Annotated in this window: 20 protein-coding genes and 1 pseudogene; 10 read left to right on the forward strand and 11 right to left on the reverse strand. The window is 61.6% G+C overall.

The features are described from left to right. Nucleotides 1-20: 20 nt before the first annotated feature. Nucleotides 21-1,088, forward strand: coding sequence for a threonine aldolase family protein (locus C7450_RS14705; RefSeq protein WP_110375226.1), 1,068 nt, complete (start codon nt 21-23; stop codon nt 1,086-1,088). Here C7450_RS14705 and C7450_RS14710 read toward each other — a convergent pair. Beyond that, nucleotides 1,085-1,984: an NAD(P)-dependent oxidoreductase gene (locus tag C7450_RS14710; RefSeq protein WP_170147255.1), complete on the reverse strand. Its 900-nt coding sequence runs from the start codon at nt 1,982-1,984 to the stop codon at nt 1,085-1,087. The two genes, C7450_RS14705 and C7450_RS14710, sit on opposite strands and share 4 nt — an antisense overlap. Next, the gene (locus C7450_RS14715) at nt 1,975-3,354 is read right to left on the reverse strand and encodes an MmgE/PrpD family protein (protein ID WP_146227342.1); all 1,380 of its coding nucleotides are present in this window, start codon (nt 3,352-3,354) and stop codon (nt 1,975-1,977) included. The genes C7450_RS14710 and C7450_RS14715 overlap by 10 nt, the downstream gene beginning before the upstream one ends. A gap of 139 nt (nt 3,355-3,493) precedes the next feature. On the opposite strand from C7450_RS14715, the gene C7450_RS14720 reads away from it, so the two are divergent. From C7450_RS14720 to C7450_RS14745, 6 genes are read left to right on the forward strand one after another with little or no spacing between them, the layout of a single operon-like run. Beyond that, nucleotides 3,494-5,668, forward strand: a complete 2,175-nt coding sequence (locus C7450_RS14720) for a N,N-dimethylformamidase beta subunit family domain-containing protein (RefSeq protein WP_110375229.1) — start codon at nt 3,494-3,496, stop codon at nt 5,666-5,668. 1 nt (nt 5,669) lies between these two features. Continuing rightward, nucleotides 5,670-7,229 (forward strand): ABC transporter substrate-binding protein, encoded by a 1,560-nt coding sequence (locus tag C7450_RS14725; protein ID WP_170147256.1) that lies wholly within the window; start codon nt 5,670-5,672, stop codon nt 7,227-7,229. 31 nt (nt 7,230-7,260) lie between these two features. Next, nucleotides 7,261-8,244 carry an ABC transporter permease gene (locus C7450_RS14730; RefSeq protein WP_110375231.1) on the forward strand — a complete coding sequence of 328 codons (984 nt, stop codon included), beginning with the start codon at nt 7,261-7,263 and terminating at the stop codon, nt 8,242-8,244. 1 nt (nt 8,245) lies between these two features. Next, a complete protein-coding gene (locus C7450_RS14735; protein WP_110375232.1) occupies nt 8,246-9,166 on the forward strand; it encodes an ABC transporter permease in 921 nt (306 codons plus the stop codon). Then, nucleotides 9,139-10,158 carry an ABC transporter ATP-binding protein gene (locus C7450_RS14740; protein WP_425351213.1) on the forward strand — a complete coding sequence of 340 codons (1,020 nt, stop codon included), beginning with the start codon at nt 9,139-9,141 and terminating at the stop codon, nt 10,156-10,158. The genes C7450_RS14735 and C7450_RS14740 overlap by 28 nt, the downstream gene beginning before the upstream one ends. After that, nucleotides 10,155-11,162, forward strand: a complete 1,008-nt coding sequence (locus C7450_RS14745; RefSeq protein WP_110375233.1) for an ABC transporter ATP-binding protein — start codon at nt 10,155-10,157, stop codon at nt 11,160-11,162. The genes C7450_RS14740 and C7450_RS14745 overlap by 4 nt, the downstream gene beginning before the upstream one ends. Here the strand turns inward: C7450_RS14745 and C7450_RS14750 are convergent. Both C7450_RS14750 and C7450_RS14755 read right to left on the reverse strand, forming a co-directional pair. Then, nucleotides 11,149-11,646, reverse strand: coding sequence for a GNAT family N-acetyltransferase (locus C7450_RS14750; RefSeq protein WP_110375234.1), 498 nt, complete (start codon nt 11,644-11,646; stop codon nt 11,149-11,151). The two genes, C7450_RS14745 and C7450_RS14750, sit on opposite strands and share 14 nt — an antisense overlap. Next, a complete protein-coding gene (locus tag C7450_RS14755) occupies nt 11,643-12,761 on the reverse strand; it encodes a M24 family metallopeptidase (RefSeq protein ID WP_110375235.1) in 1,119 nt (372 codons plus the stop codon). Before C7450_RS14755 ends, C7450_RS14750 begins: the two co-directional genes overlap by 4 nt. A 325-nt stretch (nt 12,762-13,086) precedes the next feature. Between C7450_RS14755 and C7450_RS14760 the strand changes: the two are divergent. Further along, nucleotides 13,087-13,239: pseudogene (locus tag C7450_RS14760) on the forward strand (IS5/IS1182 family transposase); the annotation flags it as partial. Between the two features lie 181 nt (nt 13,240-13,420). Here the strand turns inward: C7450_RS14760 and C7450_RS14765 are convergent. Continuing rightward, nucleotides 13,421-14,839, reverse strand: a complete 1,419-nt coding sequence (locus tag C7450_RS14765) for an ABC transporter ATP-binding protein (RefSeq protein WP_245449761.1) — start codon at nt 14,837-14,839, stop codon at nt 13,421-13,423. Here C7450_RS14765 and C7450_RS14770 point away from each other — a divergent pair. Both C7450_RS14770 and C7450_RS14775 read left to right on the forward strand, forming a co-directional pair. Continuing rightward, on the forward strand, nt 14,730-15,188 hold the full coding sequence (locus C7450_RS14770; RefSeq protein ID WP_245449763.1) for a YcnI family copper-binding membrane protein: 459 nt from the start codon (nt 14,730-14,732) through the stop codon (nt 15,186-15,188). The genes C7450_RS14765 and C7450_RS14770 overlap by 110 nt on opposite strands. 71 nt (nt 15,189-15,259) lie before the next feature. Further along, complete coding sequence (locus tag C7450_RS14775; protein WP_245449765.1) at nt 15,260-16,717, forward strand: copper resistance CopC/CopD family protein; 1,458 nt, start codon at nt 15,260-15,262, stop codon at nt 16,715-16,717. 789 nt (nt 16,718-17,506) lie between these two features. Here the strand turns inward: C7450_RS14775 and C7450_RS14780 are convergent. The 6 genes from C7450_RS14780 to C7450_RS14805 form a co-directional block, all read right to left on the reverse strand. After that, a complete protein-coding gene (locus C7450_RS14780; RefSeq protein WP_110375236.1) occupies nt 17,507-18,688 on the reverse strand; it encodes a threonine synthase in 1,182 nt (393 codons plus the stop codon). Nucleotides 18,689-18,696: 8 nt separating this feature from the next. Further along, nucleotides 18,697-19,713 (reverse strand): succinylglutamate desuccinylase/aspartoacylase family protein, encoded by a 1,017-nt coding sequence (locus C7450_RS14785; RefSeq protein WP_110375237.1) that lies wholly within the window; start codon nt 19,711-19,713, stop codon nt 18,697-18,699. A gap of 10 nt (nt 19,714-19,723) precedes the next feature. After that, nucleotides 19,724-20,953: a M24 family metallopeptidase gene (locus C7450_RS14790; protein WP_210206454.1), complete on the reverse strand. Its 1,230-nt coding sequence runs from the start codon at nt 20,951-20,953 to the stop codon at nt 19,724-19,726. A 561-nt stretch (nt 20,954-21,514) separates the two neighbouring features. Beyond that, nucleotides 21,515-22,273, reverse strand: a complete 759-nt coding sequence (locus C7450_RS14795; RefSeq protein WP_110375561.1) for an amino acid ABC transporter ATP-binding protein — start codon at nt 22,271-22,273, stop codon at nt 21,515-21,517. A gap of 65 nt (nt 22,274-22,338) precedes the next feature. After that, a complete protein-coding gene (locus C7450_RS14800) occupies nt 22,339-23,001 on the reverse strand; it encodes an amino acid ABC transporter permease (protein ID WP_110375238.1) in 663 nt (220 codons plus the stop codon). After that, nucleotides 22,991-23,650, reverse strand: a complete 660-nt coding sequence (locus tag C7450_RS14805) for an amino acid ABC transporter permease (protein WP_110375239.1) — start codon at nt 23,648-23,650, stop codon at nt 22,991-22,993. The genes C7450_RS14800 and C7450_RS14805 overlap by 11 nt, the downstream gene beginning before the upstream one ends. Nucleotides 23,651-23,671: the final 21 nt, after the last annotated feature.

Consider the following 23,671-nt stretch of genomic DNA (forward strand, 5'->3'; position numbering starts at 1 on the left):
GTCACCTAGCGGGAGCCATCATGACCTTTGCGCCCCGACCTGTGGCAACGACTGACAGACCTGCGGTCGCACTCTACTCCGACACCCTGACGCTTCCTTCGGAGGCGATGAAGCGCGCAATGTTCGACGCCGCGCTCGGCGATGAACAGGCGGGGCTCGACCCCACCGTCAACGAACTCTGCCGCCGGGTCGCCGCCCTGTTCGGCAAGGAAGACGCGGTGTTCCTGCCGAGCGGGACGATGTGCAACCAGATCGCGATGCTCGTTCATTGCCGGCCGGGCGATTTGGTGCTGGCGCACGAGGACGCGCACGTCCTTGCGCATGAGGCCGCCGCGGGCAGCGCGCTTGGGGGCGTGCTCATCGGGGGGCTACGCGGCGCGCGTGGCCAGTTCGATTCCGCGACGCTCACGGGTGCGATCCGCGCCCGCAGCCGCTACGCGCCGATACCACGTCTCCTCGTCATCGAGCAGACCTCCCACCTTGGCGGTGGCAGCGTGTGGCCGCTCGAGAGGCTCCGGGACGTCGCCGCATGCGCCAGGTCCAACGACATGGCCCTCCATATGGACGGGGCGCGCCTGATGAATGGCGTGATCAGTTCCGGCGTGTCCGCCAGCGACATGGCGCGCGATTTCGACAGCGTCTGGCTATGCTTCTCCAAGGGCCTCGGCGCACCGTTCGGAGCGGTGCTGGCCGGCTCGTCCGAATTCATCGACGTGGCATGGCGCTGGAAGCAGCGACTGGGCGGCGCGATGCGGCAGGTCGGCATGTATGCGGCAGCCTGCATCTTTGCCCTCGACCACAATGTGCAGCGATTGGTGGAGGACAACGCCAATGCGAGCCGCCTCGCGGCGGGCATCGCGGATCTCCCGGGCCTCGCCGTTCAGCAGCCCGATACGAACATCGTACTGTTCCGCACCGAAGGCACCGGCCTCACCTCCGCAGAACTGCGCGACCGGCTCGCAGCGGAGGGCGTATCGGTCACCGCCATGGACCACTTTCTCGGCCGTGCCGTCACGCATATGCACGTCGACCGCGATGGCATCGATCTCGCAATCGGTGCCTTTCGCAAGGTGCTGGGCGCGAACTAGCGCTCTGCCCGCCGCTCCAGGGTGACGCCGCCCCAGCCTTCGAACAGTTGCGCAATTGTGGTCATGTCCTCTGTCTCGCGACCGCGACGCCAGCCACGCAGGAGCTGAAGCATCTGCGTGGCGATCGGCACCGGCAGTGCCAGTTCTTCCGCGAGGCTTGCGAACAGCCCCAAATCCTTGTGACTGATCTCGTTGGTTGCGCCAAAATCGAAGTTGCGCGTGAGGACATGACTAGGAATCTTGCTGGCAGATGCCGAATTGCGGCCACTGCCAGCGTTGACTGCGGCAAGGACCCGCTCCGGATCGAGGCCGGCTGCCTTCCCCAGCACCAGTGCCTCGCTGGTCGCCGCGAGGGCCACATAGCTGAGCACGTTGTTGATGAGCTTGGCGATCTGCGCCTGCCCCGGCACGTCGCCCACGACGATGAGCTCCGCACCTATGGCCTTGAAGAACCCGCCCGCCGCCGTGAAGGCCGCCGGCGTGCCCGCGGCGATGACTGCGAGTGTACCGGCCAGCGCCTTCTCCCGCCCCCCGCTCACGGGCGCATCGATGAAATGGCCTCCGAGCTCACCGACCGCAGCGCCAAGACGCGCGGCCATCGCCGGCCCGCAGGTGGATAGATCGACGATACAAGCGGGCAAGGGCGCGCCAAGAAGGCCATCGATCGGGTGGTACACAGCATCGATTGCGGACTCGGAGCTGAGGCAGGTCACCACGATGTCGACCTCTGCCCCAACGGAGCCGACGTCACTACGCCTGCCGCCCTTACCGACGATCTCGTCAACGACGTCGGCCCGCGGATCGACCACAGCCACGCTATGTCCTGATGCCAGGAGATGCGCAGCGACGGCCCCGCCAATTGCTCCGGCACCGACGATACCAATCCTCAATTCCATTTCTCCATGAAATTCCATTTCTCCATGACGGCGCCGATGTCGACCGCCGCGCCAAATCCCGCAATGTCCGACATGATGCGTGCCGCTCTCTCCTCACCGATAACCGGGACGGCGAGGGTCACGAATTTGGCTTCCAGATCCTGCGGCGAGAGCATGCGCTGTCCGATCGCGACGTTCTTGCCGACCTCCCATTCCAGCACCCGACCATTGTGCAGCGTCACCGCGAGGCGCGCAGAATCTATGCTATGCGCCAAGTCTGCGACCAAACCGATGCGCGCGCGGAGGTCGGCCAGTCGTAGGTCGCTGATGGCGGCTTCCCCAAAGTCCTCGAGACGGGGTTGACCGTGTAGGAGAGTCGCTGCAAGCGCGTGCTGGGCGCTCAACTGTGCCTCGCCGCGAGACGAGATGTTCGGCCGGTTCGCTCGGATGAGCAGCAGAGGCGGGCCATGCGCAGCGATCGTCGCGATCTCGTCACTTCCAACCGCCTCGGCAACGGCCCTGCCGCACTCGACCAGCGGGTTGATGACGACGGCACAGGGATAGGGCTTGAGCTGCACGCTCTCCAGCTCCCAGCCCGGCCGGTCGATCCGGCGCGGCAAGTCGACGCTCGCATTCGCTCCAAACAAGTCGACGAATCCGAAAGGCGCCTCGATGGCGTTGGCCGGCGCCGTGAATCCGCGTTCAGCGAGGATCGCCGACAACAGGCCGTTACGCGCAGCACCGGCGACCGCAAGGCTCTTGGACATGGCCCCGAGGCTGACGACGAGACCACAAGCCTGAGTGGCCGCATGCGCCATCGCAACAGACGTGTGCTCTAGCGGCAGCCCCATCGCTCTCGCGGCCCCCGCAGCGGCGCCTACGACTCCCGTGGTGGCGGTGATATGCCATCCACGTGCATAATGCGCCGGCGTGAGCGACCGGCCCAGCCGGCAGGCGACCTCTACCCCAAGGATCAGCGACTGAAGCAGCACTGTCCCGCTCGTCGGACGCTGCTGCGACAGCGCCAACAGGGCAGACGCCACCGGTCCGATCGGATGCGCGACGGTCGGCAGGTGCGTGTCGTCGAAGTCGAGGACGTTCGCGCTCGCGGCGTTCAGATAGCTCGCGCTCAGCGGATTGGTCCGAATGCGGGTGCCCAGCACTGTCGATGGACCTGACTCTGCCCCAACGCCGATCGCTTCCGAGAGGATGGCCTGAGAGGGCTGTGTGCTGCCGCCGATTGCAGTTCCAACGAAGTTGAGAATTGCACGCGCCGCCGCAGCGAGAGCGGCGTCGCTGAACGCGCCGACCGGCGTTTCGGCAACCATGGCCGCAAGGCGGTTTGTAAAGCCCGACCGGGCCTCCTCCGTTACCGTAGAGCCCGCTTTCAACTGTCGTTCACCACCCAAGAAGCACACCCCGACCTCAATCGAATTTTTTTGTAGCACTTAATCTTTTTAATTGATAGGTAGGTATGAGTGGAATTCTGTACAGGCCGGAAACGGGCGGCGAACGCGTGGGGATTGGACTGTGGTTCTGCCGCTCATCGGATACGCGGACCGCTTCAGTGCGAAGCCCGGAGAAACAGTCCGGTTCATGGTGAGCAGCCTCGCCAGTGAGCCCTACGTCGCCACGCTCGTCCGCCTCGTGTGCGCGGATCCCAATCCCGACGGCCCCGGCTCGGTCGAAGTTGATCTTTCAGCAGTTTTCCGGTCACAGTTTCCATCACGTCCGCAGACGACAGACGTCGGCTCCCGCGCCAACGTAACAGCGACGACCTGCCCTTACAGCAGGGATGCAGGCGTCAGTGTGCTTGCGACTATCTGGCCAACGACGCCGCAGAAGGGCCTACAGGACATCATCAGTGTCCACGATGCCGCCGGGGGCTTTGCCCTCAGCCTCGGCGAGGGTGGCCGGCTACAGTTCCGCTGGGGGCGAGATGCCGTCGTACGTCTCCCGACAATACTGCGCCCACGGCGGTTCTACCGCGTTTGGGCGAGCTTCAGCCCGCTGCACGGTGTCCTGTCCATCGACCAACTCGATCTTGATACCGGCAAGAGCGAACACGCGGAGATCGGACTGAGAGACGCTGCCGGTGAAGCAAGCGATGGGGTCGCGATCTCCATCGCCGCGGCCGCCGGCGGCACACCGCGGCATCACTATAATGGCAAGATCGAACGCCCCGCCATCGCGTCCGGAGGACTCACCGACGCGGAGGTGGAGCACTTCTTCAACAGAGGCGAACTGCCCCCGGCCAAGACCGTCGCCTGCTGGGATTTCTCGAGGGATATCCCTGGCACCATCGCTTACGACACGGGCCCAAACGGGCTTGATGCGCAACTGGTCAACCTGCCGGCGCGCGCGATGCTGGGCTCGAACTGGTCAGGCCGCGAAATGAGCTGGCGCCACGCGCCCGACGAGTACGGCGCCATCCACTTTCACGACGACGATCTCGGCGACGCTGGGTGGGAAGCAGACTTTAGCTGGACGGTGCCGGCCGACCTGGCAAGCGGGATTTACGCCATGCGGCTCGACGGCGGCGGACATCGCGACCATTTGGTGTTCGCCATCCGCCCCGCCGCGCCGACCGCGACGCTGGCCCTGCTTCTGCCCACGCTCACCTATCAAACCTATGCGAATTTCGCGCGCCCCGAAAACCCCGAGCTGCGCGAGCGCATCAGCGTGTGGGGCGTGGCCCAGAACATCGTTGCGGAACATCCGGAATACGGCCTATCGATGTATAACAAGCACAGCGACACCAGTGGCGTGTGTCACGCATCGAGCAACAGGCCGTTGCTCGAACTGCGCCCCGGACAACTGCACACCTTCGATCCGAAGGGCTCCGGCCTGCTGCACTTCAATGCCGACCTGCACATCATCAAGTGGCTCGAAGACAACGGCATCGCCTATGACGTGCTGACCGACCACGACCTGCATCGCGAAGGCCCTGCGCTGCTCGCACCCTACCAGTGCGTGATGACGGGGTCGCACCCCGAGTATCACACGAGCGAGACGCTTGACGGGATCGAGCACTACGTGAAGGGTGGAGGCAATCTGATCTATATGGGGGCCAACGGCTTCTACTGGCGCGTGTGCTTCCACCGCGACTTGCCCGACGTCATCGAGCTGCGCCGGGCCGAGGGTGGCGTGCGCAGCTGGGCCTCAGAGCCGGGCGAGTACTATCACGCCTTCGACGGCACCTATGGCGGCCTGTGGCGTCGCCTCAACCGCCCGCCGCAACGCCTTGTTGGCGTGGGCTTCAGCAGCCAGGGCGACTACTCGAGCTCCTATTACCGCCGCTCGGGCGCCTCCTACGGCGCCGATGCTGCGTGGCTCATGGACGGCATCGAGGACGAGATCATTGGCGACTTCGGCTACTTCGCCGGTGGGGCCGCCGGGCTTGAGCTCGACCGCGCCGACCCGCTTCTCGGCACGCCCGACGGAGCCATCGTCATTGCCAGTTCAGAAGGTCATTCCGATGCCTTCAGGCCTGTCAACGAGGAGATGGAGACGCAGCATCCGCCGCGTCCGCTCCCCGAACTGATCCGTGCGGACGTCACCTACTCGCAGAATGGCGCGGGACAGGTGTTCGCCGTCGGCTCGATGAATTTCGCCGGAAGCCTGCTGTGGAATGGCGGGGACAACAACGTATCGCGGCTGCTGCTCAATGTGCTCGGCCGCTTCAATCAGGGGAAAGGACTCTGACGTGAGACTGAAGTCGCTCGTATTCGCTGTCCTACTCTGTGCCTTCAGCGGCCATTTGGCGGCCGCGCAGGACATCGCCGTCGCCGTACCGGTCGAGGCGGCATCCATCGATCCCAACTACGCCGTGCAGCCGCACACCGCCACCATCAGCCTTCATATCTTCGACGCGCTCATCCGCCGCAGCCTTGATGGCAAGCTGGAGCCGGGCCTTGCAACGTCGTGGACCTCCATCGGCGACAAGACGTGGGAATTCAAGCTGCGTGACGGCGTGACATTCCAGGATGGCTCGCCCTTAACGGCGGACGACGTTGTGGCCACGGTCAAGCGCATCGGTTCTCTGCCCTCGCCACTGCTGCGTTTCACCTTCTACACCGGCAAGATCGCCAACGCGGTCGCAGTCGATCCGACCACGGTGCGTTTCGAGACGACTGAGCCCGATCCGGTGCTGCCGACCAAGCTCAGCTTCGTGTACATCGTGAAGAAGGAATGCGAGGCGGTCCCCACCGAGGAGTTCGTCAAGAGCTGCATGGTCGGCACAGGCGCCTACTCCTTCGTCAAGCAGATCCCCGGCGAGTCCATCGAGGTTGCGCGCTACGACGGTCACTGGGCCGGCACGGGCGGCTTCGACAAGATCACCTTCCGCGTGATGGCGAACGGGTCGGCACGTACCGCGGCCATTCTGGGCGGCGACATTGATGTAAACTCCCGCCAGGACTCCATCGACATCCGGCGCGTCGAAGATGACAAGTGCTGCTCCGTGTTCACCGCGGGTGAAGACCGCAACATCTCGATCGCCTTCAACTTCTCGCCGGCGGCAACGGGCTTCGCCAAGAAGGACGGCTCGCCGCTTACCGTGAACCCGTTCCTTGACCTGCGCGTGCGTCAGGCCGTGGCCCTCGCCATCGACTCCAATGCAATCGTTTCGCGCATCCTCGACAATGTCGCGGTTCGCGAAGGTCAGCCCTACCCGTCCGAGTATCCGGGCGGCAGCGCCAATCTGCCACCAATCGAGCCCAATCTCGCCAAGGCGCGCCAACTGATGGCGGAAGCCGGATATCCCAACGGGTTTCAGACGCGCATGATCTGCACCTCGGGCGCCCAGGTTCGCGACGTCGATATCTGCCAGGCGGTAGCCTCCATGTCCGCACAGCTCGGTATCGCAGTGACCATCGAGGCCCTGCCCGCCAACCTGTACTCGGTCGAACGCGCCAAGGGCAATTTCGGCATGGCTTACTGGACGGTTGGCACGGGCATGGGAGAACTGCTGAACGCTGCTCTGTTCAGCATTCATACGCCGAACAAGGAGCGCGCGTATGGCGGTGTCAACTACACTGGCTACAGCAATCCCGACGTCGACGCTCTGCTCGAAAAGGCATCGGTGACGTTCGACGAGCAGACCCGCTACGGTCTTGTCGCCAAGGCGATCGAGACGGCCATGGCCGACCGGGTGGTTGTCCCCATTGCCCGCCAGATGATCATCTCCTCCGTACGCGGCGATCTACGTTACAGCCCCCGTGCGGATGGTATGTTCAACGCCCTCCACCTGGTCAAGGGCAAGTAACCCTCGCTTCCTCCCCAACGTCAGGGCCGAGATGATCTCGTTTCTAGCCAAACGCATCATGCAGGCCGTCGCCGTTGTTTTGGCGACGGCTAGCATGGTCTTCTTCGCAGTATTCATCATCGGCGATCCCGCCCAGCTGCTTTACAGCCAGAACGCCTCGGCGGCCGAGGTCGAGGCCGCGCGGCGGTATCTTGGTCTCGATCTGCCGCTCTATCAGCAGTACTTCAATTTCATGGGCGGGCTGCTGCACGGCGATCTTGGCCGCTCTTTCGTCTATGGGAAGCCGGCGCTGGGCGTCATCCTGCAGCGGCTTCCCGCGACTCTGGAGCTGGCCTTTGCATCCGTCGTACTCGCGGTCGTGGTGGGGCTGCCGCTGGGGCTCTATTGCGGGCTCAATCCTCGCACCATCCGCTCGCGCCTGATCATGGCAGTGTCTGCGCTTGGCGTCAGCCTTCCCACGTTCTGGATCGGCATCATCATCATGCTCGCCTTCGCGGTGAACCTTCGGCTGCTGCCGACCGGCGGTCGCGGCAACACGCTCACCGTGCTGGGCGTTCCGTGGAGCTTTCTGACGATAGACGGTCTGCGCCACCTGCTGCTGCCCGCCGCCAGCCTCGCCCTGTGGCAGGCGTCGCTGATACTCAGGCTCACGCGCGCCGGTACCGAGGAGGTGTTGCGCCAGGACTATGTCCGCTTCGCTCGGGCCAAGGGGATCGCACCCGGTCGCATCCTGTGGGTGCATGTACTCAAGAACGTATTGGCGCCCGTCGTCACCATGGTCGGCTTGTCACTGGGCGGGACGATCGCGTTTTCGATCGTCACCGAAAGCATCTTCAGTTGGCCCGGCGCGGGCAAGCTTTTGATCGACTCCATCTACGCGTTCGATCGCCCCATCGTGGTCGCTTATCTGATGCTTGCCGTCACGATCTTCGTGCTGATCAACACCTTCGTCGACCTGATCTACGCCGCGATCGACCCACGCGTCACACTGGGCGCTGCCGACTCGGGGAGCTGACATGATCGAGCAGACCGATACCGCAGCGCTCACGCTGCCGCCCAACCCGGCAAGACGGCCGGTCTACGAGGACCTGTTGGATTTCCTGAGGGACCCTGTCGCGGCCGTCGCTGCGTTCGTGTTCCTGGTGATCATCATGTTGGCGATCGCCGCGCCGTGGATCGCGCCACAGAATCCGTACGACCTCGCCTCGCTCAACATCCTCAATTCCGGCCTGCCGCCTGGCTCGAGCAGCCTGACGGGAGGCGTGTACCTGCTGGGCACGGACTCCCAGGGCCGCGATCTGCTTAGCGCAATGCTCTACGGCTTGGGGATCAGCCTGGCGGTGCCGTTCGCGAGCGTGTTGATCGCGCTCGTGGTGGGCGTAACCGTCGGCCTTGTCGCCGCCTATAGCGGTGGACGGCTCGACACGCTGCTGATGCGCCTCGTGGATTTCCAACTCGGATTTCCGCCCGTGCTGCTCGCGCTTGTCATCCTCGCTGTCTCCGGTCCTGGTCTCGGGAAGACGACACTGGCTCTCGCCACCGCGTACTGGGCGGTGTTCGCGCGGCTCGTACGGGGCGCGGCGCAGTCCGAACGACAGAAGGAGTATGTCGTTGCGGCCCGATGCCTGGCCATACCGGCGCACCGCATCATGTTCCGGCACATCCTGCCCAACGTCATCTCCCCGCTGATCGTCGTCGGCGCGCTCGAATGGGGAGCCTGCGTCTCGCTCGAGGCGACCTTGTCGTTCCTGGGGCTCGGGAGCCCCATCACGCGGCCGTCGCTCGGCATGCTCATCGCGAACGGCCTCTCCTACATCATGGCCGGGCGCTACTGGGTGAGCATCTATCCGGGGATCCTGCTCATGAGCGTGGTGCTGTGTATCAATATTCTCGGCGATCGGCTTCGCGAATGTCTCAATCCACGGTTCAAAGCGTGAGCGAACCTGATCCCATTCTGGTCGTCAGTGACCTGAATGTCTCCCTTGCCTCGGGCAAGCGGATGACCCCGATCCTGCGCGAGGTGAGCTTCGCGCTCAGGCCGGGAGAAATCCTGGGGATCGTCGGAGAGTCCGGCTCAGGCAAATCGCTGACCGCCTCCGCGATCATGGGCCTGCTCGAGCCGCCTGTCCGCATCGTTTCCGGCGCAGTCGCGTTCAAGGGGCGCGATCTTGCGGCGCTCGACGAAAAGGCTGTGCGCGCCATACGCGGCAATGAGATCGCGATGGTCTTCCAGGACCCCGCGATGTCGCTCAATCCGCTGTTGCGGATTGAAACCCAGATGGTGGAGTCGATTGTCGCGCATGATCGTGGCTGTTCCCGTCATGCAGCGCGCGAACGCGCGCGGGCCGCACTGGAGACCGTCGGCGTACCGGCCGCGGCCAAGCGGCTTCGCGCGTATCCGCATGAGCTATCGGGGGGCATGCGCCAACGTGTTTCTATCGCGATCGCCATGCTGCACAGTCCCGCCGTCATCATCGCTGACGAGCCGACGACTGCCCTCGACGTGACGATTCAGGCGCAGATCCTCGATGAGATGACGCAACTTTGCCGCAAGAACGGGACGGCATTGATCTGGATCAGCCACGACCTGTCGCTGCTGTCGAGCTTTGCCGACCGTATCTGCGTCATGTATGCGGGCCGAGTGATCGAAAGTGGGCCCTGTGGCGAGGTCATTGGCGCCCCCCGCCACCCCTACTCGCGCGGCCTCATACTCTCGGTGCCTGCAATGGCGCGCGCCGGAAAAGACATCGAGCCGATCCCTGGATATCCGCCCCGTGTGGGGATGGTCCCGTCAGGATGCGCCTTCCGGCCGCGCTGCCACCGGGCAAGCCCCGCCTGCGCGGTGCAGCCACCGCTGCAGACCGTTGCGTCGCAGCAATCTGCGGCGTGCTTTCACCCGTTCGATGACAAACTGCAGGTTCCCGCATGACGATGCAGATTTCAGCGACCGCCATCGTGAAGCGCTACGGATCGCAGCCAGGGCCCCTGACGCGTCTCGCTGGTCGCCTCAATTTTACGGTGGAGCCCAAGCTTGTGCAGGCCCTCAATGGCGTGTCGATCGACGTGCGTCCGGGAGAGGTGCTCGGCATTGTCGGCGAGTCCGGATGCGGAAAGTCTACCCTCGGCCGGGTTCTCGCCGGTCTGGAATCGCCTGATGAGGGCAGCCTCACATATGAAGGCCGGACGCTCGCCGAACTTGATCGGCGAGAACGCAAGACGGTGCAGCTGGCGAGCCAGGTGATCTTTCAGGATCCCTGGGCCAGCCTGAACCCGCGTTGGCGGATCAGACAGATCATAGGCGAGGCCCCGCTGGTGCATGGTCTGGTGGAGCGGCGCGATCTTGCGCGGCACGTCACGGCGATGCTGACACAGGTTGGCCTGACAGAGGACTACCTCGACCGCTTTCCGCATGAACTGTCGGGGGGACAGCGGCAGCGTGTCGGCATCGCACGCGCATTGGCCGTCTCGCCCCGAACGCTGATTTGCGACGAATCCGTCTCAGCGCTCGACGTTTCTATCCAGGCGCAGATCCTGAGACTGTTTCGCCGGCTGCGCAATGATTTGGGCATCTCGCTGGTCTTCATCAGTCACGACCTCAGCGTCGTGCACAATCTCTCGGATCGCATCGCGGTGATGTATCTTGGCAGGATCGTCGAGATCGGAACGGCGCAACAGATCTACGAGGCGCCCAGTCATCCGTACACGCAGGCGCTCATCGCCGACGCACCGCGACTGTCAACGCAGCGACGCTCGTTCTCGGTCATTCGCGGCGAGTTACCCTCGCCCTATGCTCCACCGAGTGGATGCGCGTTCCACACTCGCTGTCCCAAGGCGTTCGAGCGGTGCAGGCTGGACGTGCCGGCGACGATCGCCACGGAACCCGGGCGGACCGTCGCCTGCCACCTCTACGAGGAGGCCACTATTCCAGCCTGACGCGGGCCATCGTCAGCAGGTCCGCATAGGACCCGAGCTTCAGCGAGGCGGCTCGTGCCACGCCCTCGCGCTCGAAACCAAAACGCTCATAGAGTGCGATTGCGGATGGATTGTCGGTGAATACAGTCAATTCCAGGCGCACGATGTTGAGCCAGTTGTCGGTCAGTTCGAGCATGGCTGCGACAAGGGCCTTTCCGACGCCCTTGCCATGGTAATCCGAATGCACGCTGATGCCAAAACTGGCGACGTGCTTGCGTCGCGGCGAACTGTTGGTGAGGATGCCCAGGTGGCCGACCGTCCTTCCGTCGACTTCGGCTACGAGTTCGACGGAATTTGGATCGCGCTGCCGGTAGAACGTTCCCCAGAAGTTCGCCGTCCCGAACGGCAGCTGCGATGTCTGGAGGACCACGGCCGGATCGGCATAGATCTCTCCGATTGCGGGAAAGTCACTCTCGACGGGACGGCGAATGACGATGTCGCTCAACTCTTTGCCTCATGGACTGTTCGCGGCAGGGACGAGAGTATCTCCGCCCTGCCATTTCTGATGATGACGATTTCCTCCAGTCGGATGCCGAACCGATCTGGGAGATATATGCCCGGCTCGATCGAGAACACATTGCCCTCGGTCAGCACGGCGTCTGAAGTTGCAGCTATGTAAGGAGGCTCATGGAGGTCGAAGCCCATCCCATGTCCGGTGCGATGGGAAAAGTTCGGGCCGTAACCTGCCGCCTCGATGACTGCACGGGCGGCGCGATCGACATCGCGCGCCCGTGCACCGGCAACGGCCGCGTCGAGGGCTGCCCGGACTGCCCGATCTACGACAGCGTGAACATCCATGAAGCCCCGTGGTGCGGCACCGATCGTCGCAACGCGTGTCATGTCGCTGGGATACCAGTCGAGGCGGGCGCCAATGTCGATCAGGACGGCGCCGTTCGGTGCCAGCCTGCTGTGACCGGTGTAATGGTGCGGGAATGCTCCGTTGCCGTCGAAGCAGACACTGATGAATTCGGGGTGCGCTCCGTGTTCGATGAACGCTTGCCGAATGGCGTCCGCGACATCGAGTTCGCTGACCCCGACCGCCAGCGCCGCGAACCCGGCGCGCATGGCGGCGTCGTTCACGCATGCGCTGGCAACGAGCGCTGCGTATTCCGCCGCGTCTTTGACAGCCCGGAGCGCGCCCACCGTGTTGGCGGCGAATGTTCGGCGAATACCCGGCAATGCGTCGAGAACCAGCAAGGCATGATCGGCTCGCATGGACTCGTCGATCGCCATGGTCAGGCCGCAGCGCTTGGCCCCGACGTCTTCGAGAAGCGCGTTGAGCGCGTCATGCGGTCCTTCTTCGTCCGTCCATGTAAAGAACGGGAGCGATGTCTTGACGCGCGAGCTGTCGGCGTTGAGTGCCGGCATGAGAATTCCCGCACGCCTGGCCGACATGATGAGCATGACCGGCCGCTCGTCACCGTGAGGCGACAGTCCTAGTAGCCATTGCATGTGCGAGGATGGCCCGATGACGACAATGTCCGTGCCAACCTTTTCCATGCGGGCGGCAAGGCGCGCGAGCCGCGAATTAACAGGAAACGCCTCGCCCGGTGCGATCATGCGACCTTCCCTCATCAAAAGCTCGCGCTATCGCCGACCAATCAACAACCTGCGCCGCCTTGCAGCACTGGCACCTTTATAACCCACGTGGGCAGCACTTGATAGCGGCCATTTTATCCCAAGATTAAAAAATTTTACCTCCGCACGTCACTGCACCGCGTGACCGTGGCGCTCCCGTGAAGAATCTGGCCCATAGCGCATCCCTCTCTGACGGCGATAACGTTACGCCATCACACTGTGGGACTAAACACTTGCGGAAAGGGGCGGATGGGCCAACGTGAAGCCAATGCCCAATCGGAAGAACGTGCCAGCCTTCAGCCCCTTCCTCTATCGATATCGCAACCTCGTCGAGCGCTTCTTCAACAAGATCAAGCACTTTCGGGCAGTGGCAACCCGCTTCGAAAAGCACGATGCAAACTACCTCGCTCTTGTGAAGCTCGCGGCCGCCAGAATTTGGATGCGGGTTATGAGTCGATGACCTAATGCGCGAACTACTTCAAAGCCGCCGGATAAGAATCAGAATAAACCGGACCATCTCCAGCATAAGCGCTCGATAGTCCCATACTGAACTCGTTCATACAGGAAGCGTAAGTATTACGGAGAACGAATTCTTTCCGGCGACACTTTGTTCATCCAGGCGGAGGCAAAGGCCGGCCATTCTATCCCGGGGGCAGCCCTGTTCCGAGGTGGATCACCCGCGACGCAACGCGTTCGGCGAGGGCGGTTTCATGGGTCACGATCAACAGGGCAAGGCCTCGGCTGCGCACAGCATCAATGAGAATGGTGAACACATCCTGTTGGCTCACCGGGTCGAGCTGTGATGCCGCCTCGTCTGCGAACAAAAAGGCGGGGTCCAGCATCAGAGCGCGGAGTATGGCAAAGCGTTGAAGTTCGCCGCCGGACACTTCCGTGGGATACCGATCGAGCAGCACACGCTGCAACCAGAGCTGTCCCATGGTTTCTTCAGCCTGTCGCCACGGCAATCGGTGTCGCTTGAGCAGATCTTCCAGAGCCCGGCGAAAGGTCTGGTAAGGGGCGAAGGCTGCAGGCGGATCCTGATAGAGCTTCTGAAGCCGTAGTGGTGAGATATCTCGGTTCCGCTCAACAAACCCTTTATCTGGCATGATGACGCGTAGCAGAAGGTTGCCCACCGTCGTCTTTCCGCATCCGCTCGGCCCCGTAATCGCGACGACCTCACCGCGGCTGATACTGATGTCGAAGTCCGTGAAAAGTTGCTTGTCGCCAAAACGCTTGGCTAGCCCGCGGCCACGAAGCACCATGTCGGTGGGGGCCGGAAGGCCGGGTGCCGGCCAGCGGCTGGGATCTGCCGCGATCAGGGCGCGGGCATAGGTGTGCCGCGGCCTCTCGAGCACGTCCAACGCAGGCCCGAATTCAACCAATCTGCCGTCCAGCATGACACCGATCATACCGCCGAGCGCCTTGGCAACTGCGATATCATGCGTAATCGTCAGGAGCAGACGGCCTTTCTCGACCTCTTGCCGCAGTCGCGTCACGACATTGTCGCGCAGCACGGCATCCAAGCCTTTGGTCGGCTCGTCGGCGATGAGCAGCGCGGCACCGGCAGCATGCGTGACGGCGATCGCCGCGCGCTGACACATGCCGCCCGAGAGCTCGTGTGGATAGTCCTTCGTCCTATCGCCGAGACCGACCTCCTCGAGATCCGCGCGGGCGCGGGCGTAGGCATCGGTCCGACTCGCCCCATGCAGATGGCGATGGACTTCCATCACCTGACCACCGATCCGCATCGTCGGATCAAGGGCAAGCCAAGGCTCCTGCGGCAAGAGAGCGACAGTCCGCCCCCATCCCTTACGCACTGCATCAGGTCCGATGGCGAGCAGATCAGTTCCATCGAGATGTACGGAGCCAGTAACGGAAAGCCCGGCAGGGAGGCTTCCCATGATGGCATGGGCAACCAGCGATTTCCCCGACCCGCTGGCCCCGAGCAGCGTGAGCGGCAGACCCTGCGACAGCGTAAACGAGACATCGCGAACGATCGCCGTCGTCTCCGCGAAAACGTTGAGGCCGGATAAGGCGACGAACACGGTCCGCGTCCGCATCCCCGATGGCGTGATTGCGGTGAAGCCCCAGCCGAAGCCTGGCTGGAAACTCGAGAAGGTAAAGGGCAAATATGCCAAGTCCTACGACTACTACGGTACGCCGACGAGCGAAGGCGTGACCGAAGTCGTCTGGAGCGGCGGCAATCTCGCTGATGACGAATATGACGAGTTTGTCCTGCGCGGCTATCTGACTGGCGATTTGAAGGCGGACACGACACTCTATTTCCCCGTCGTCCAGGAATGCCCGGACGGCGCCGCCGCCCGTTGGATCGAGATCCCTGAGGAGGGCAAGAAGGCGGATGACTATGAAAAGCCAGCGCCCGGACTAAAGCTCGTTCCCAAGAAGTAATCGAGATCCAGGCGAGGGCGTATTGTGCCCGCGCCCCAACGTTTCCGGTAAACCCGCAGGCGAAGGCAACGATGACCCGCAACACCAGTACCCAACTATGCTTGCTCTTCGCCATGCTGCTGAGCGCTGCGGTCGGTCTGCTGATCCCGGCGGGGGAAGCCGCCGCCCACGCCTCGCTTGTACGCGTGGAGCCGGCCGACGGCGCAGTCATCGGAGCAGCGCCACCAACTATCTCGCTGACGTTCAGCGAGCCCACCTCGCCGCTCGTCCTGAAACTCATAAGGCCCGACGGCAGGACGACCAGCCTCGATCGCTTCGCGCTGCGCGATACCACCCTCGAGATCGAGGCGCCGACGGATCTGGGCAACGGGACGCATATCCTGAGCTGGCGAATTGTCTCCGAGGATGGACATCCGGTGGGCGGCTCCGCCGTATTCTCGATCGGCGGCCCGAGCCGTGGTTCGGCTCCCGTCGCGAGCGAAGCGATCGACTGGCCCGTTCGTATCGCCATCTGGACGGGCAAGGTTTTGATGTATGCCAGCCTCTTCCTTGGCATAGGCGGCATCTTCTTCATACGGTGGGTCGGTGATTGCTCTCCTGTGGCGAGGCGCGCGGCGCTCTGGGCCATTGCCGGCGCTTTGCTGGCCACCCCACTGACGGTGGGGCTGCAGGGGCTGGATGCGCTCGGCACGCCACTGACGGCCCTCGGCAACCCCATAACCTGGAAAACCGGGTTCTCCACGAGTTACGGCACGACTGTCCTCCTCGCGGTAGCGTCTGGGGGGCTTGCCCTCGTTGCGATCCTCACGCGGGGATGGGCCGGCAAGATCCTTTCGCTCCTTGCCTTTCTGGGCGTCGGAATGGCACTGGCCGCCAGCGGCCACGCAAGCGCCGCTCAACCTCAATGGCTGACGCGACCCGCGGTGTTCCTGCATGCGACGGGGATCGCCTTCTGGGCCGGTTCGCTCATTCCGCTCGTCGCGGCATTTGCCGCACGCAAGCCCGACGCCGTCCTGGCCTTGCGCCGCTTCGCGAATGCCATCCCATTCGCCGTTCTGCCGCTGGTGGCGGCGGGCATGGTCCTGGCGCTCATCCAGCTGGGCGGCCCGGCCGCTTTGTGGAGCACGGCCTATGGCCAAGTCTTGATGGCCAAGCTGCTCCTGCTCGTCATCTTGTTTTGTCTCGCGGCCTATAACCGCTTCTGGCTGACGAAGCCGACCGAGCAGGGCGATCCCGTGGCGACCCGGCAGCTCGTTCGCTCAATCCGTATTGAACTGGCGATCGTTGTCACGATCTTCGCCGTTGCCGCGTTCTGGCGATTCACACCCCCGCCCCGCGCCCTCGCCGAGGCCGCAGCGGCGCCGGCTTCCATTCATATCCATACCGCCAAGGCCATGGCGGACCTGACGGTCGCGCCGGGGCGCGTCGGCCCGTCGTTGGCGTCCATCGTCATCATGACAGGCGACTTCGGGCCCCTCGCCGCCAAGGACGTCACGCTCATCCTCGCCAACCCCTCGGCTGGCATTTAACCCATTCGCCGCCCCGCGAGGAGATCGGGCGATGGGACATGGCAGGTCGAGGCCCTGAACCTCCCGCTACCAGGTCGCTGGACCGCCCGCATCGACATTCTGATCTCGGATTTCGAGATTGTTAAACTCGAAGGCACCATAGAGATCCGACCATGAGCGAATAAGAGATGTTTGAAGCTTATAATATGTATCTCCAGATAAATTTACGATCAACGGACAACATATGAGAGATTATAGTGAACTCTAAGGAGTGGCGCATTTCATTAAAAGTACGATTTTGCGACAAACACACAGAGGCAGGTGACTAGCCCCACGGGATCAGACTAGAATAGCACCCCGGCCGACCCACTAGCCAGTCAATATAGTGTCAAGGGACGCCGGTGTTTACTGCGAAACTCTCCCCAGGTGCGCTAGTCTGAATATTGCGCATTGACCTGGATGCAGCGATATCGACCATTGACGCCCGCAATCATTATCACTAGTCTTATACACGCTCTGCGAAATCTTCACACTGGAATTCCTAGGAAGCACGATAAGCCGGAGAGGCTATCATTCAGCTTTTTCCTGCCGCTCCATGGCGAAACCCAAACCCCTGCATCAAACGAAAGCTGTCGTTGCAGCACTTCACCATCTCCTTTTGACGCACCCACGATTCAGCAGGCCGCAGAAAGCAAATGCACCCGAGGGGCCGAGCAGGGAAGCCAGCACCCACAGTTACCTGTTTCAGCTCGCGCCGCTCCAGTCTGCGCCTGCTTGAAGCCTCCGCTAGCGGACCTGTTTGATAGAAACCTAGATCTCAGTTTTACCGCCGTTTTGCAAATACAATTCGATCGGCTCCCGATACTGCTGAAATTCCTTGTAACCATGCGAAGTGGCGATACACACGATGGTTCTCGACTTGGCATCGCCCGTCAGACCAATTGAGCGAGCCGCGGTTAGAGCCGCCGCGCTCGACAGTTCTGTATAAAGACCGTTTTGGGCGAGGACTTCCTGGTCGCGCAGCACGTCCTGCTCATCAACGGGGATGGCGCTTCCGCCTGTCTTGCGGATTCCGTCAACTGCCTGAAAAGTAACTGTCGACCCGCCTAGGGATACCATGGCAGACTTGCCATCATAAATGTTCCTATAGTCCCCCTCCTCCAGTGCGCGCTTGATCCGCGCGAACGGCTCCACCGCATGAACGCGTGGGATTGCACGGATCAACCCAGCCTCGCGAAGATCCACGAATCCCTGCGCAATTCCCCAGAGAAGGTCGCCTCTGGATGTGGGGACAACGATGTCCGTAACGGACCTGTTCTTCGTCTGAAGGAACAGTTCCAATGCGATGGCCCTGAAGCCGTCGATCCCGATCGGATTGCTACCGACCGCTGGGATCATATAATTCGTCACGGGATACCACTCGCCTGACCTGGCCTTCTGTGCCACCAGCATCCATCTTTCATCGGGAGTGGGTGTGGCCACCAATCTGGCGCCATGCATCTCACAAGCGCGCCTCCAGTTCGGGCTCATTCCCGGCATCGTCACGACGACGCAGCCCAGTCCCGCATGAGCGGCATAGGCGGCGACCGAAGTTCCAGCATTGCCGCTGGATGCGACTGCTAGCGTGGGGGCGCCCGCTTCGCGCGCGCGCTGAACGATCAGCGCGCTCATACGATCCTTGTGAGACCCGGTAGGATTGGCCGCCTCATTCTTCACAAGCAAACCGGCTACACCTGCCTCATCCGCAAGCCCGGGAAAATCGACAAGTGGCGTATGCCCTTCTCCGAGACAGGGCCCTGGATATGCCAGCCAATTGTGAACGGTATCCATGCTTAGCTGGCCCGAAAAGCGGCCATAGCGCACCTTCAGACTAGCTGGCCACCCCTCCGCGAGGCAGGCGGGGCAGCCTTCGAAGAAATCATCGAAGGCGTAGTCGCGTTCGCAGCGGATGCACTGCATACCGACAATCGAAGAATTCCGGATGTTTTTCATTGTCGGTCCTAGCGAGCCGCTATCGGGCGCATGAGGTTGTAGAGGCAATCGCCACGGGTGGTCAGAGACGGATGCCGGCGGCAGGAGATCTGTCCCGACTGCGGAAAATATAGGTCCTGCGGCTTCTGCGTCGGGTTGTCGATCGTGTATAGTCGACCGGCGAACTGGCCTCTCTTGACATGATCACCGACTGCAAAGAACGGCTCGAATATTCCGTCACCGTCGGCATAGAGTGAGAATTCGCTGCCAGGATTCTCCATAAGCTCGCTGCCCGTGCTTGCCGGAACCTCTATCGTAGGTGCGATCCCGACATGTTTCAAAAGCCGCTTCGTGCCATTCTCTGCGATTTGAAGGCCTCTCAAGGAAAGGGTTGCTCCCCCGCCCATTTCCGTGGTGATGCAGGGGACGCCCATTTCTCGTGCGACCGCGTTCAGGGTGGTCGCGCCGCCGCCACTAGCTCCGCTGCTGATAAAGCTGACTGGTGCACCGAACACCTGGAGCAGTTCGAACAGCTTATTGGTCTCATCCGGTGTTCGTCCGGGTCTGATCAGCGCGCAATGAACGTAGTCGAGTGAAAACCCGCCCGAATGAAGATCAACTACGATATCCGCCATCGGCAGCATGAAATCGCTGACGTAGTGCGCGATCATCGCTGTAGGGGTTCCAAGAGCATTGCCAGGAAAGGATCGGTTGAGGTTGCCATCGTCCAACGGGGATACACGGATGCCAGCCTTGACGGCTGGATAATTTAGGGAAGGGATAATAATAACTCTTCCCTTGAGACTCTCCGGTTGAAGCTCACGTGCGATGTTCATTAACGCAAGTTGCCCCTCATATTCGTCACCGTGACTGCCTGCGATCAGGAGCGCGGTGGGGCCGTCGCCATTCTTAATGGATACGATCGGAACCGGGATCCAACCGTAGGCCGACCGGGTCGTCGAATGAGGCAATCGCAGACAATCGGCGAACTTGCCGTCCTCTGCGAAGTTGATAGGCGTCCAGATGCGTGACTGGATTCTTGTCATGTCGGTCGCCTTATTTGATTACGGGAATGGTCTCAGGCGAGACCTCGCTGAGGAATTCAACGCCATCCTCGCGAACGAAAACCACTTCTTCGAATTGGAAGACTGCGCCCTTCTTCTCAAGCTTAGGTTCAATGTGGAAGATCATTCCCGGTTTGATGAAGGTTTCATCGGTTGCTGAGATGGACGGGGGCTCGGTGACATCAAGTCCGCCGCCGTGGCCGATGCGGGTGACCCGCCCGTAAATCTCGCCGAGAGCGGCGTCAGCCCAAAGACGTTGGAATGTGTCGAAGATGTCGCAACAGCGAAGACCCGCTTTGACGGTCTTAGCCAGCTCGATAGTCAAAGAGCGGACGCCCGTGTAGGTGTCAATTTCCCACTGACTGGGATCGCCGCACCGCGCTATCCGGTTTCGATCGGCAGGATATCCGCCATAGGTCGCACGGAAGTCGGTCCAGATATAGTGGCCGCTGCGCAGCTTGCGTTCTGAGGGATGGCGCCCGTAGAAAAAATCGCCGTCCGCAAAGAGCATCGCGATCGGCGGAGCGCTTTCGGCCCCGTTGAGGTAGATCTGCGCCTGCATCATTTGGCAGAGCTCATACTCCGGAATTCCAACATAGGCCATCGCCACGGACTGGTCGAAAGCACGGTTGACGATACCGAAAGCAATCTTTTTCATCTCGGCTTCGTACTGGCTCTTGATCAGGCGCACACGCCAGAGAAGATCGACCGCGCTGACAGCCTCACCATCAGACGACAGGCGGTTGAGACTGCTGACAAGATGAAGCGAGCCGCGACCCAGCATGTCGGGCCCGTGATCGATTGAGATCCGCCGGCGAGAAGCTGGCATCGCGGCGATCTGGTCAGCGATGGCATCAATGGCTTCGGTGAGATAGCCGTCGTAGAGGATCGATGAGAACACCCGCGGTGCCGATTCGATCAGGTTGGCTTCGGTCAGACTGCCGAACACCACCAGGCGATCATGCGTGAGCATCGCGAGGATGGGACGCGCGTGATAAGCCCACGACATCGTCCTGTAGTCGGTAAAATAGTGGACGTTCTTCTGATCTGTGAGAACCATCACATCCAGACCCGCACGTTCCATCTCCGTCCGCGCCCGAGCGATACGATGTTCAAGCTCCTCAAGGGGGACTGGCGGAGCGGGCGGCAACCATCTCGCATCCATGGAAAGGTTACGGCGGCCGCGGGCATTAATCCGCGACGCGACAGATTGCTGGTTCATGATTTTCCCAATCCGCTCTATTGTACTTGCGACCCGCTTCCGCCGGCGTCGGAGACTGCTCCCATCACAGAATCCACCCGAGCTAAGCGTCCATTCAGCAATGATCTCAAATTCGCCATTACTGTCGAATAACGCTTACGACCACACGCGTCCTGACACCGATATCCTTCCAGCCTCGGATCGCGACTACGCGTCTATACGATCCCGCCGTCCTCGCCCGACGCAATCCCAGGCCAGCATATTACAGAGCGCGAAACACTGATGAGCGTTTGACTTCGCCCCAGTCTTGCCTCGAAACGAGGAGCGGAGCAACAAACCGGACTTGCCAGAGACCGCGGGACAGGCCTGACGGCTCCCGCGGGGCCATCAATCCTCTTGCAGCGATCGACCTGTCGATCAGGTCGCACAGCTATCCGCACAGCCTGCACGCGACTGCCAGGATTTTCGGGGTTCTCACGCTTCGACGCCCATCCTCCTGCAGCCACCTTTCTTACTGTCGACGTGTCCACCACACCGCCCCACGTCCGCGCCGCCTGGAGCCGGTTCTCTGCCCATCCGCAATCAATGCAGGAGCTGACTGAGGAACTGTCTCGTCCGCACCTGTACCGGATTGCTGAAGAACTCCGCCGGATTTGCCTGTTCGACAATCTCCCCGCCGTCCATGAAGATAACGCGGTCGGCCACCTCGCGGGCGAAACCCATCTCGTGCGTCACGCAGATCATCGTCATTCCTTCGTCGGCAAGACGGGTCATAACGTCGAGGACTTCCTTGATCATTTCTGGGTCGAGTGCAGATGTCGGCTCGTCAAAAAGCATGATCTTCGGTTTCATGCAAAGGGCACGTGCGATAGCGACGCGCTGCTGTTGTCCCCCTGAGAGCTGGGCTGGAAACTTCTTCGCCTGCTCCGGGATTCGGACACGCGTCAGATTCTCCATCGCAACTGCTTCGGCCGCATTTCTCGCCAGCTTCCGCGCCCGGACGAGGGCAAGGGTGCAGTTGTCGATGACGTTGAGGTGTGGAAAGAGGTTGAACTGCTGAAAAACCATCCCGACTTCGCGCCGGATCGCCGGCAGACCCTTCGTGCCAGGCCGCAGTTCGGTCCCATTCACCACAATCCTGCCTCGTTGATGCTTTTCCAATTGATTGACGCACCTGATCAAGGTCGACTTACCCGAACCCGAAGGGCCGCAGACAACGATCCGTTCACCCGTTGCGACGTGCAGATTTACATCGCGCAGCACTTGGAAGTTGCCATACCACTTCGAAACATTCTCGATGGAGACCGCCGTGCCGCCGCGCACTGTCTGGATGGAGCCCATCCCGGCCTGCTCGTCAGTTGGGTTTGAGGTCATATATTCCTCCACGAGGCTTGAGGTAATGCTGATCAGTGGGGAGGGGTCGTCACGCCGAGATACCGCTCAAGCCAGTTGACAAGGGTCACCGCAATCAGCGCAAGGCAAAGAAACAGAATGCCTGCAACAAACATCGGCTCAGCGTATCGATACGTTTCCGAAGCCACGTCAAACGCACTGCCCAGCATTTCCGGTACCGCGAGCACGGCGAGGTAAGGAGTTGCCTTAAGGATCGACACCGAGTACGCGCCCAACGGTGCCGCGACGTTTCTCAACATCTGCGGTGCGATGACGAAGATCACCGTGTGGATCCTGCTCAGCCCGAGGCTTTGCGCGGCCTCCCCCTGACCACGCGGCACCAAATCTATCCCCGCCTTGAACACCTCCGACAGGTACCCGGAGTAGTAAAAGCTCAAGCCGAACACCCCGACGACCAATGCTGGCAGCACTACGCCGTAGTACGGCAAGACGTAAAATAGAAAATACAGTTGCGCGAGGACCGGAGTCGACCGGATCGCGTCCACCACGAACTGCATCACGGGGCGGACATGCCGATTTGACCGACGCGCGATCTCCCACAGGAACCCGAGGGCGGATGCCCCCATAAAGCTGAGGATCGCGACAACCAACGTGTTTCCAATACCTTCGAGGACACGAGGAACTATCTTGAGAGCGAACGCAAAATCAAAACTCATGGGACGCTCCGCGTCCTTTGGCTGCGGACCTTTCGAGACGCCGACCAAAGATCGTCACCGGATAGCAAATGATAAGATAAGCGACCAGAAGACCGGAATAGACGCCAACCGGATTATAGCTCAGCTGCGCAATTTCTTTTGCCCTGAACGTCATGTCCGTGAGAGTCAAAAGAGAGACAAGCGATGTCCCCTTGATCAACTGAATGGCCTGGTTGATAAATGTAGGTGTCATCGCGGCGATGGCCTGCGGGAGCTCCACAAATCGGAGCACCTCGATGCGACTAAGCCCAAGAGCAAGCCCAGCCTCGCGCTGTCCCCGGTTAAGCGTCTGCAACGCCGCCCGAACCGATTGACTCCCATAGCCCCCGATGTTGAGACCGAGCACCATGGCGCCGACACTAATAGCAGAAAGATTAATTCCGAAAGCAGGCAGTGAGTAGTAGAATGCGTAAAGCAATACGATTACAGGTGAACTGCGCCAGAACTCGATGGTCGCCGTGACGACCCAGCGGGCCGCTCCGGTGGAAAAGTGCTGCAGAATACCTGCAAGAAGAGCAAATGGGATCGCATATAGAAGTCCCAGGACCGTGACGATGGCCGTTATCCCGAAGCCTTCGTATATGCCCAGGAGTATTTGAAGGAAGGTCATTCGCTCTGCTCCGCGGTCGAA

Source organism: Chelatococcus asaccharovorans (assembly GCF_003201475.1).
Classification (GTDB): Bacteria; Pseudomonadota; Alphaproteobacteria; order Rhizobiales; family Beijerinckiaceae; genus Chelatococcus; species Chelatococcus asaccharovorans.

Bases quoted from the DNA above. Each gene is read 5' to 3' on its own strand.
- C7450_RS14705 (WP_110375226.1), top strand. From the start codon at position 21: ATGACCTTTGCGCCCCGACCTGTGGCAACGACTGACAGACCTGCGGTC.
- C7450_RS14710 (WP_170147255.1), bottom strand. From the start codon at position 1,984: ATGGAATTGAGGATTGGTATCGTCGGTGCCGGAGCAATTGGCGGGGCC.
- C7450_RS14730 (WP_110375231.1), top strand. From the start codon at position 7,261: ATGATCTCGTTTCTAGCCAAACGCATCATGCAGGCCGTCGCCGTTGTT.
- C7450_RS14735 (WP_110375232.1), top strand. From the start codon at position 8,246: ATGATCGAGCAGACCGATACCGCAGCGCTCACGCTGCCGCCCAACCCG.
- C7450_RS14740 (WP_425351213.1), top strand. From the start codon at position 9,139: ATGTCTCAATCCACGGTTCAAAGCGTGAGCGAACCTGATCCCATTCTG.
- C7450_RS14745 (WP_110375233.1), top strand. From the start codon at position 10,155: ATGACGATGCAGATTTCAGCGACCGCCATCGTGAAGCGCTACGGATCG.
- C7450_RS14755 (WP_110375235.1), bottom strand. From the start codon at position 12,761: ATGATCGCACCGGGCGAGGCGTTTCCTGTTAATTCGCGGCTCGCGCGC.
- C7450_RS14765 (WP_245449761.1), bottom strand. From the start codon at position 14,839: ATGCGGACGCGGACCGTGTTCGTCGCCTTATCCGGCCTCAACGTTTTC.
- C7450_RS14775 (WP_245449765.1), top strand. From the start codon at position 15,260: ATGACCCGCAACACCAGTACCCAACTATGCTTGCTCTTCGCCATGCTG.
- C7450_RS14780 (WP_110375236.1), bottom strand. From the start codon at position 18,688: ATGAAAAACATCCGGAATTCTTCGATTGTCGGTATGCAGTGCATCCGC.
- C7450_RS14785 (WP_110375237.1), bottom strand. From the start codon at position 19,713: ATGACAAGAATCCAGTCACGCATCTGGACGCCTATCAACTTCGCAGAG.
- C7450_RS14790 (WP_210206454.1), bottom strand. From the start codon at position 20,953: ATGAACCAGCAATCTGTCGCGTCGCGGATTAATGCCCGCGGCCGCCGT.
- C7450_RS14795 (WP_110375561.1), bottom strand. From the start codon at position 22,273: ATGGGCTCCATCCAGACAGTGCGCGGCGGCACGGCGGTCTCCATCGAG.
- C7450_RS14800 (WP_110375238.1), bottom strand. From the start codon at position 23,001: ATGAGTTTTGATTTTGCGTTCGCTCTCAAGATAGTTCCTCGTGTCCTC.
- C7450_RS14805 (WP_110375239.1), bottom strand. From the start codon at position 23,650: ATGACCTTCCTTCAAATACTCCTGGGCATATACGAAGGCTTCGGGATA.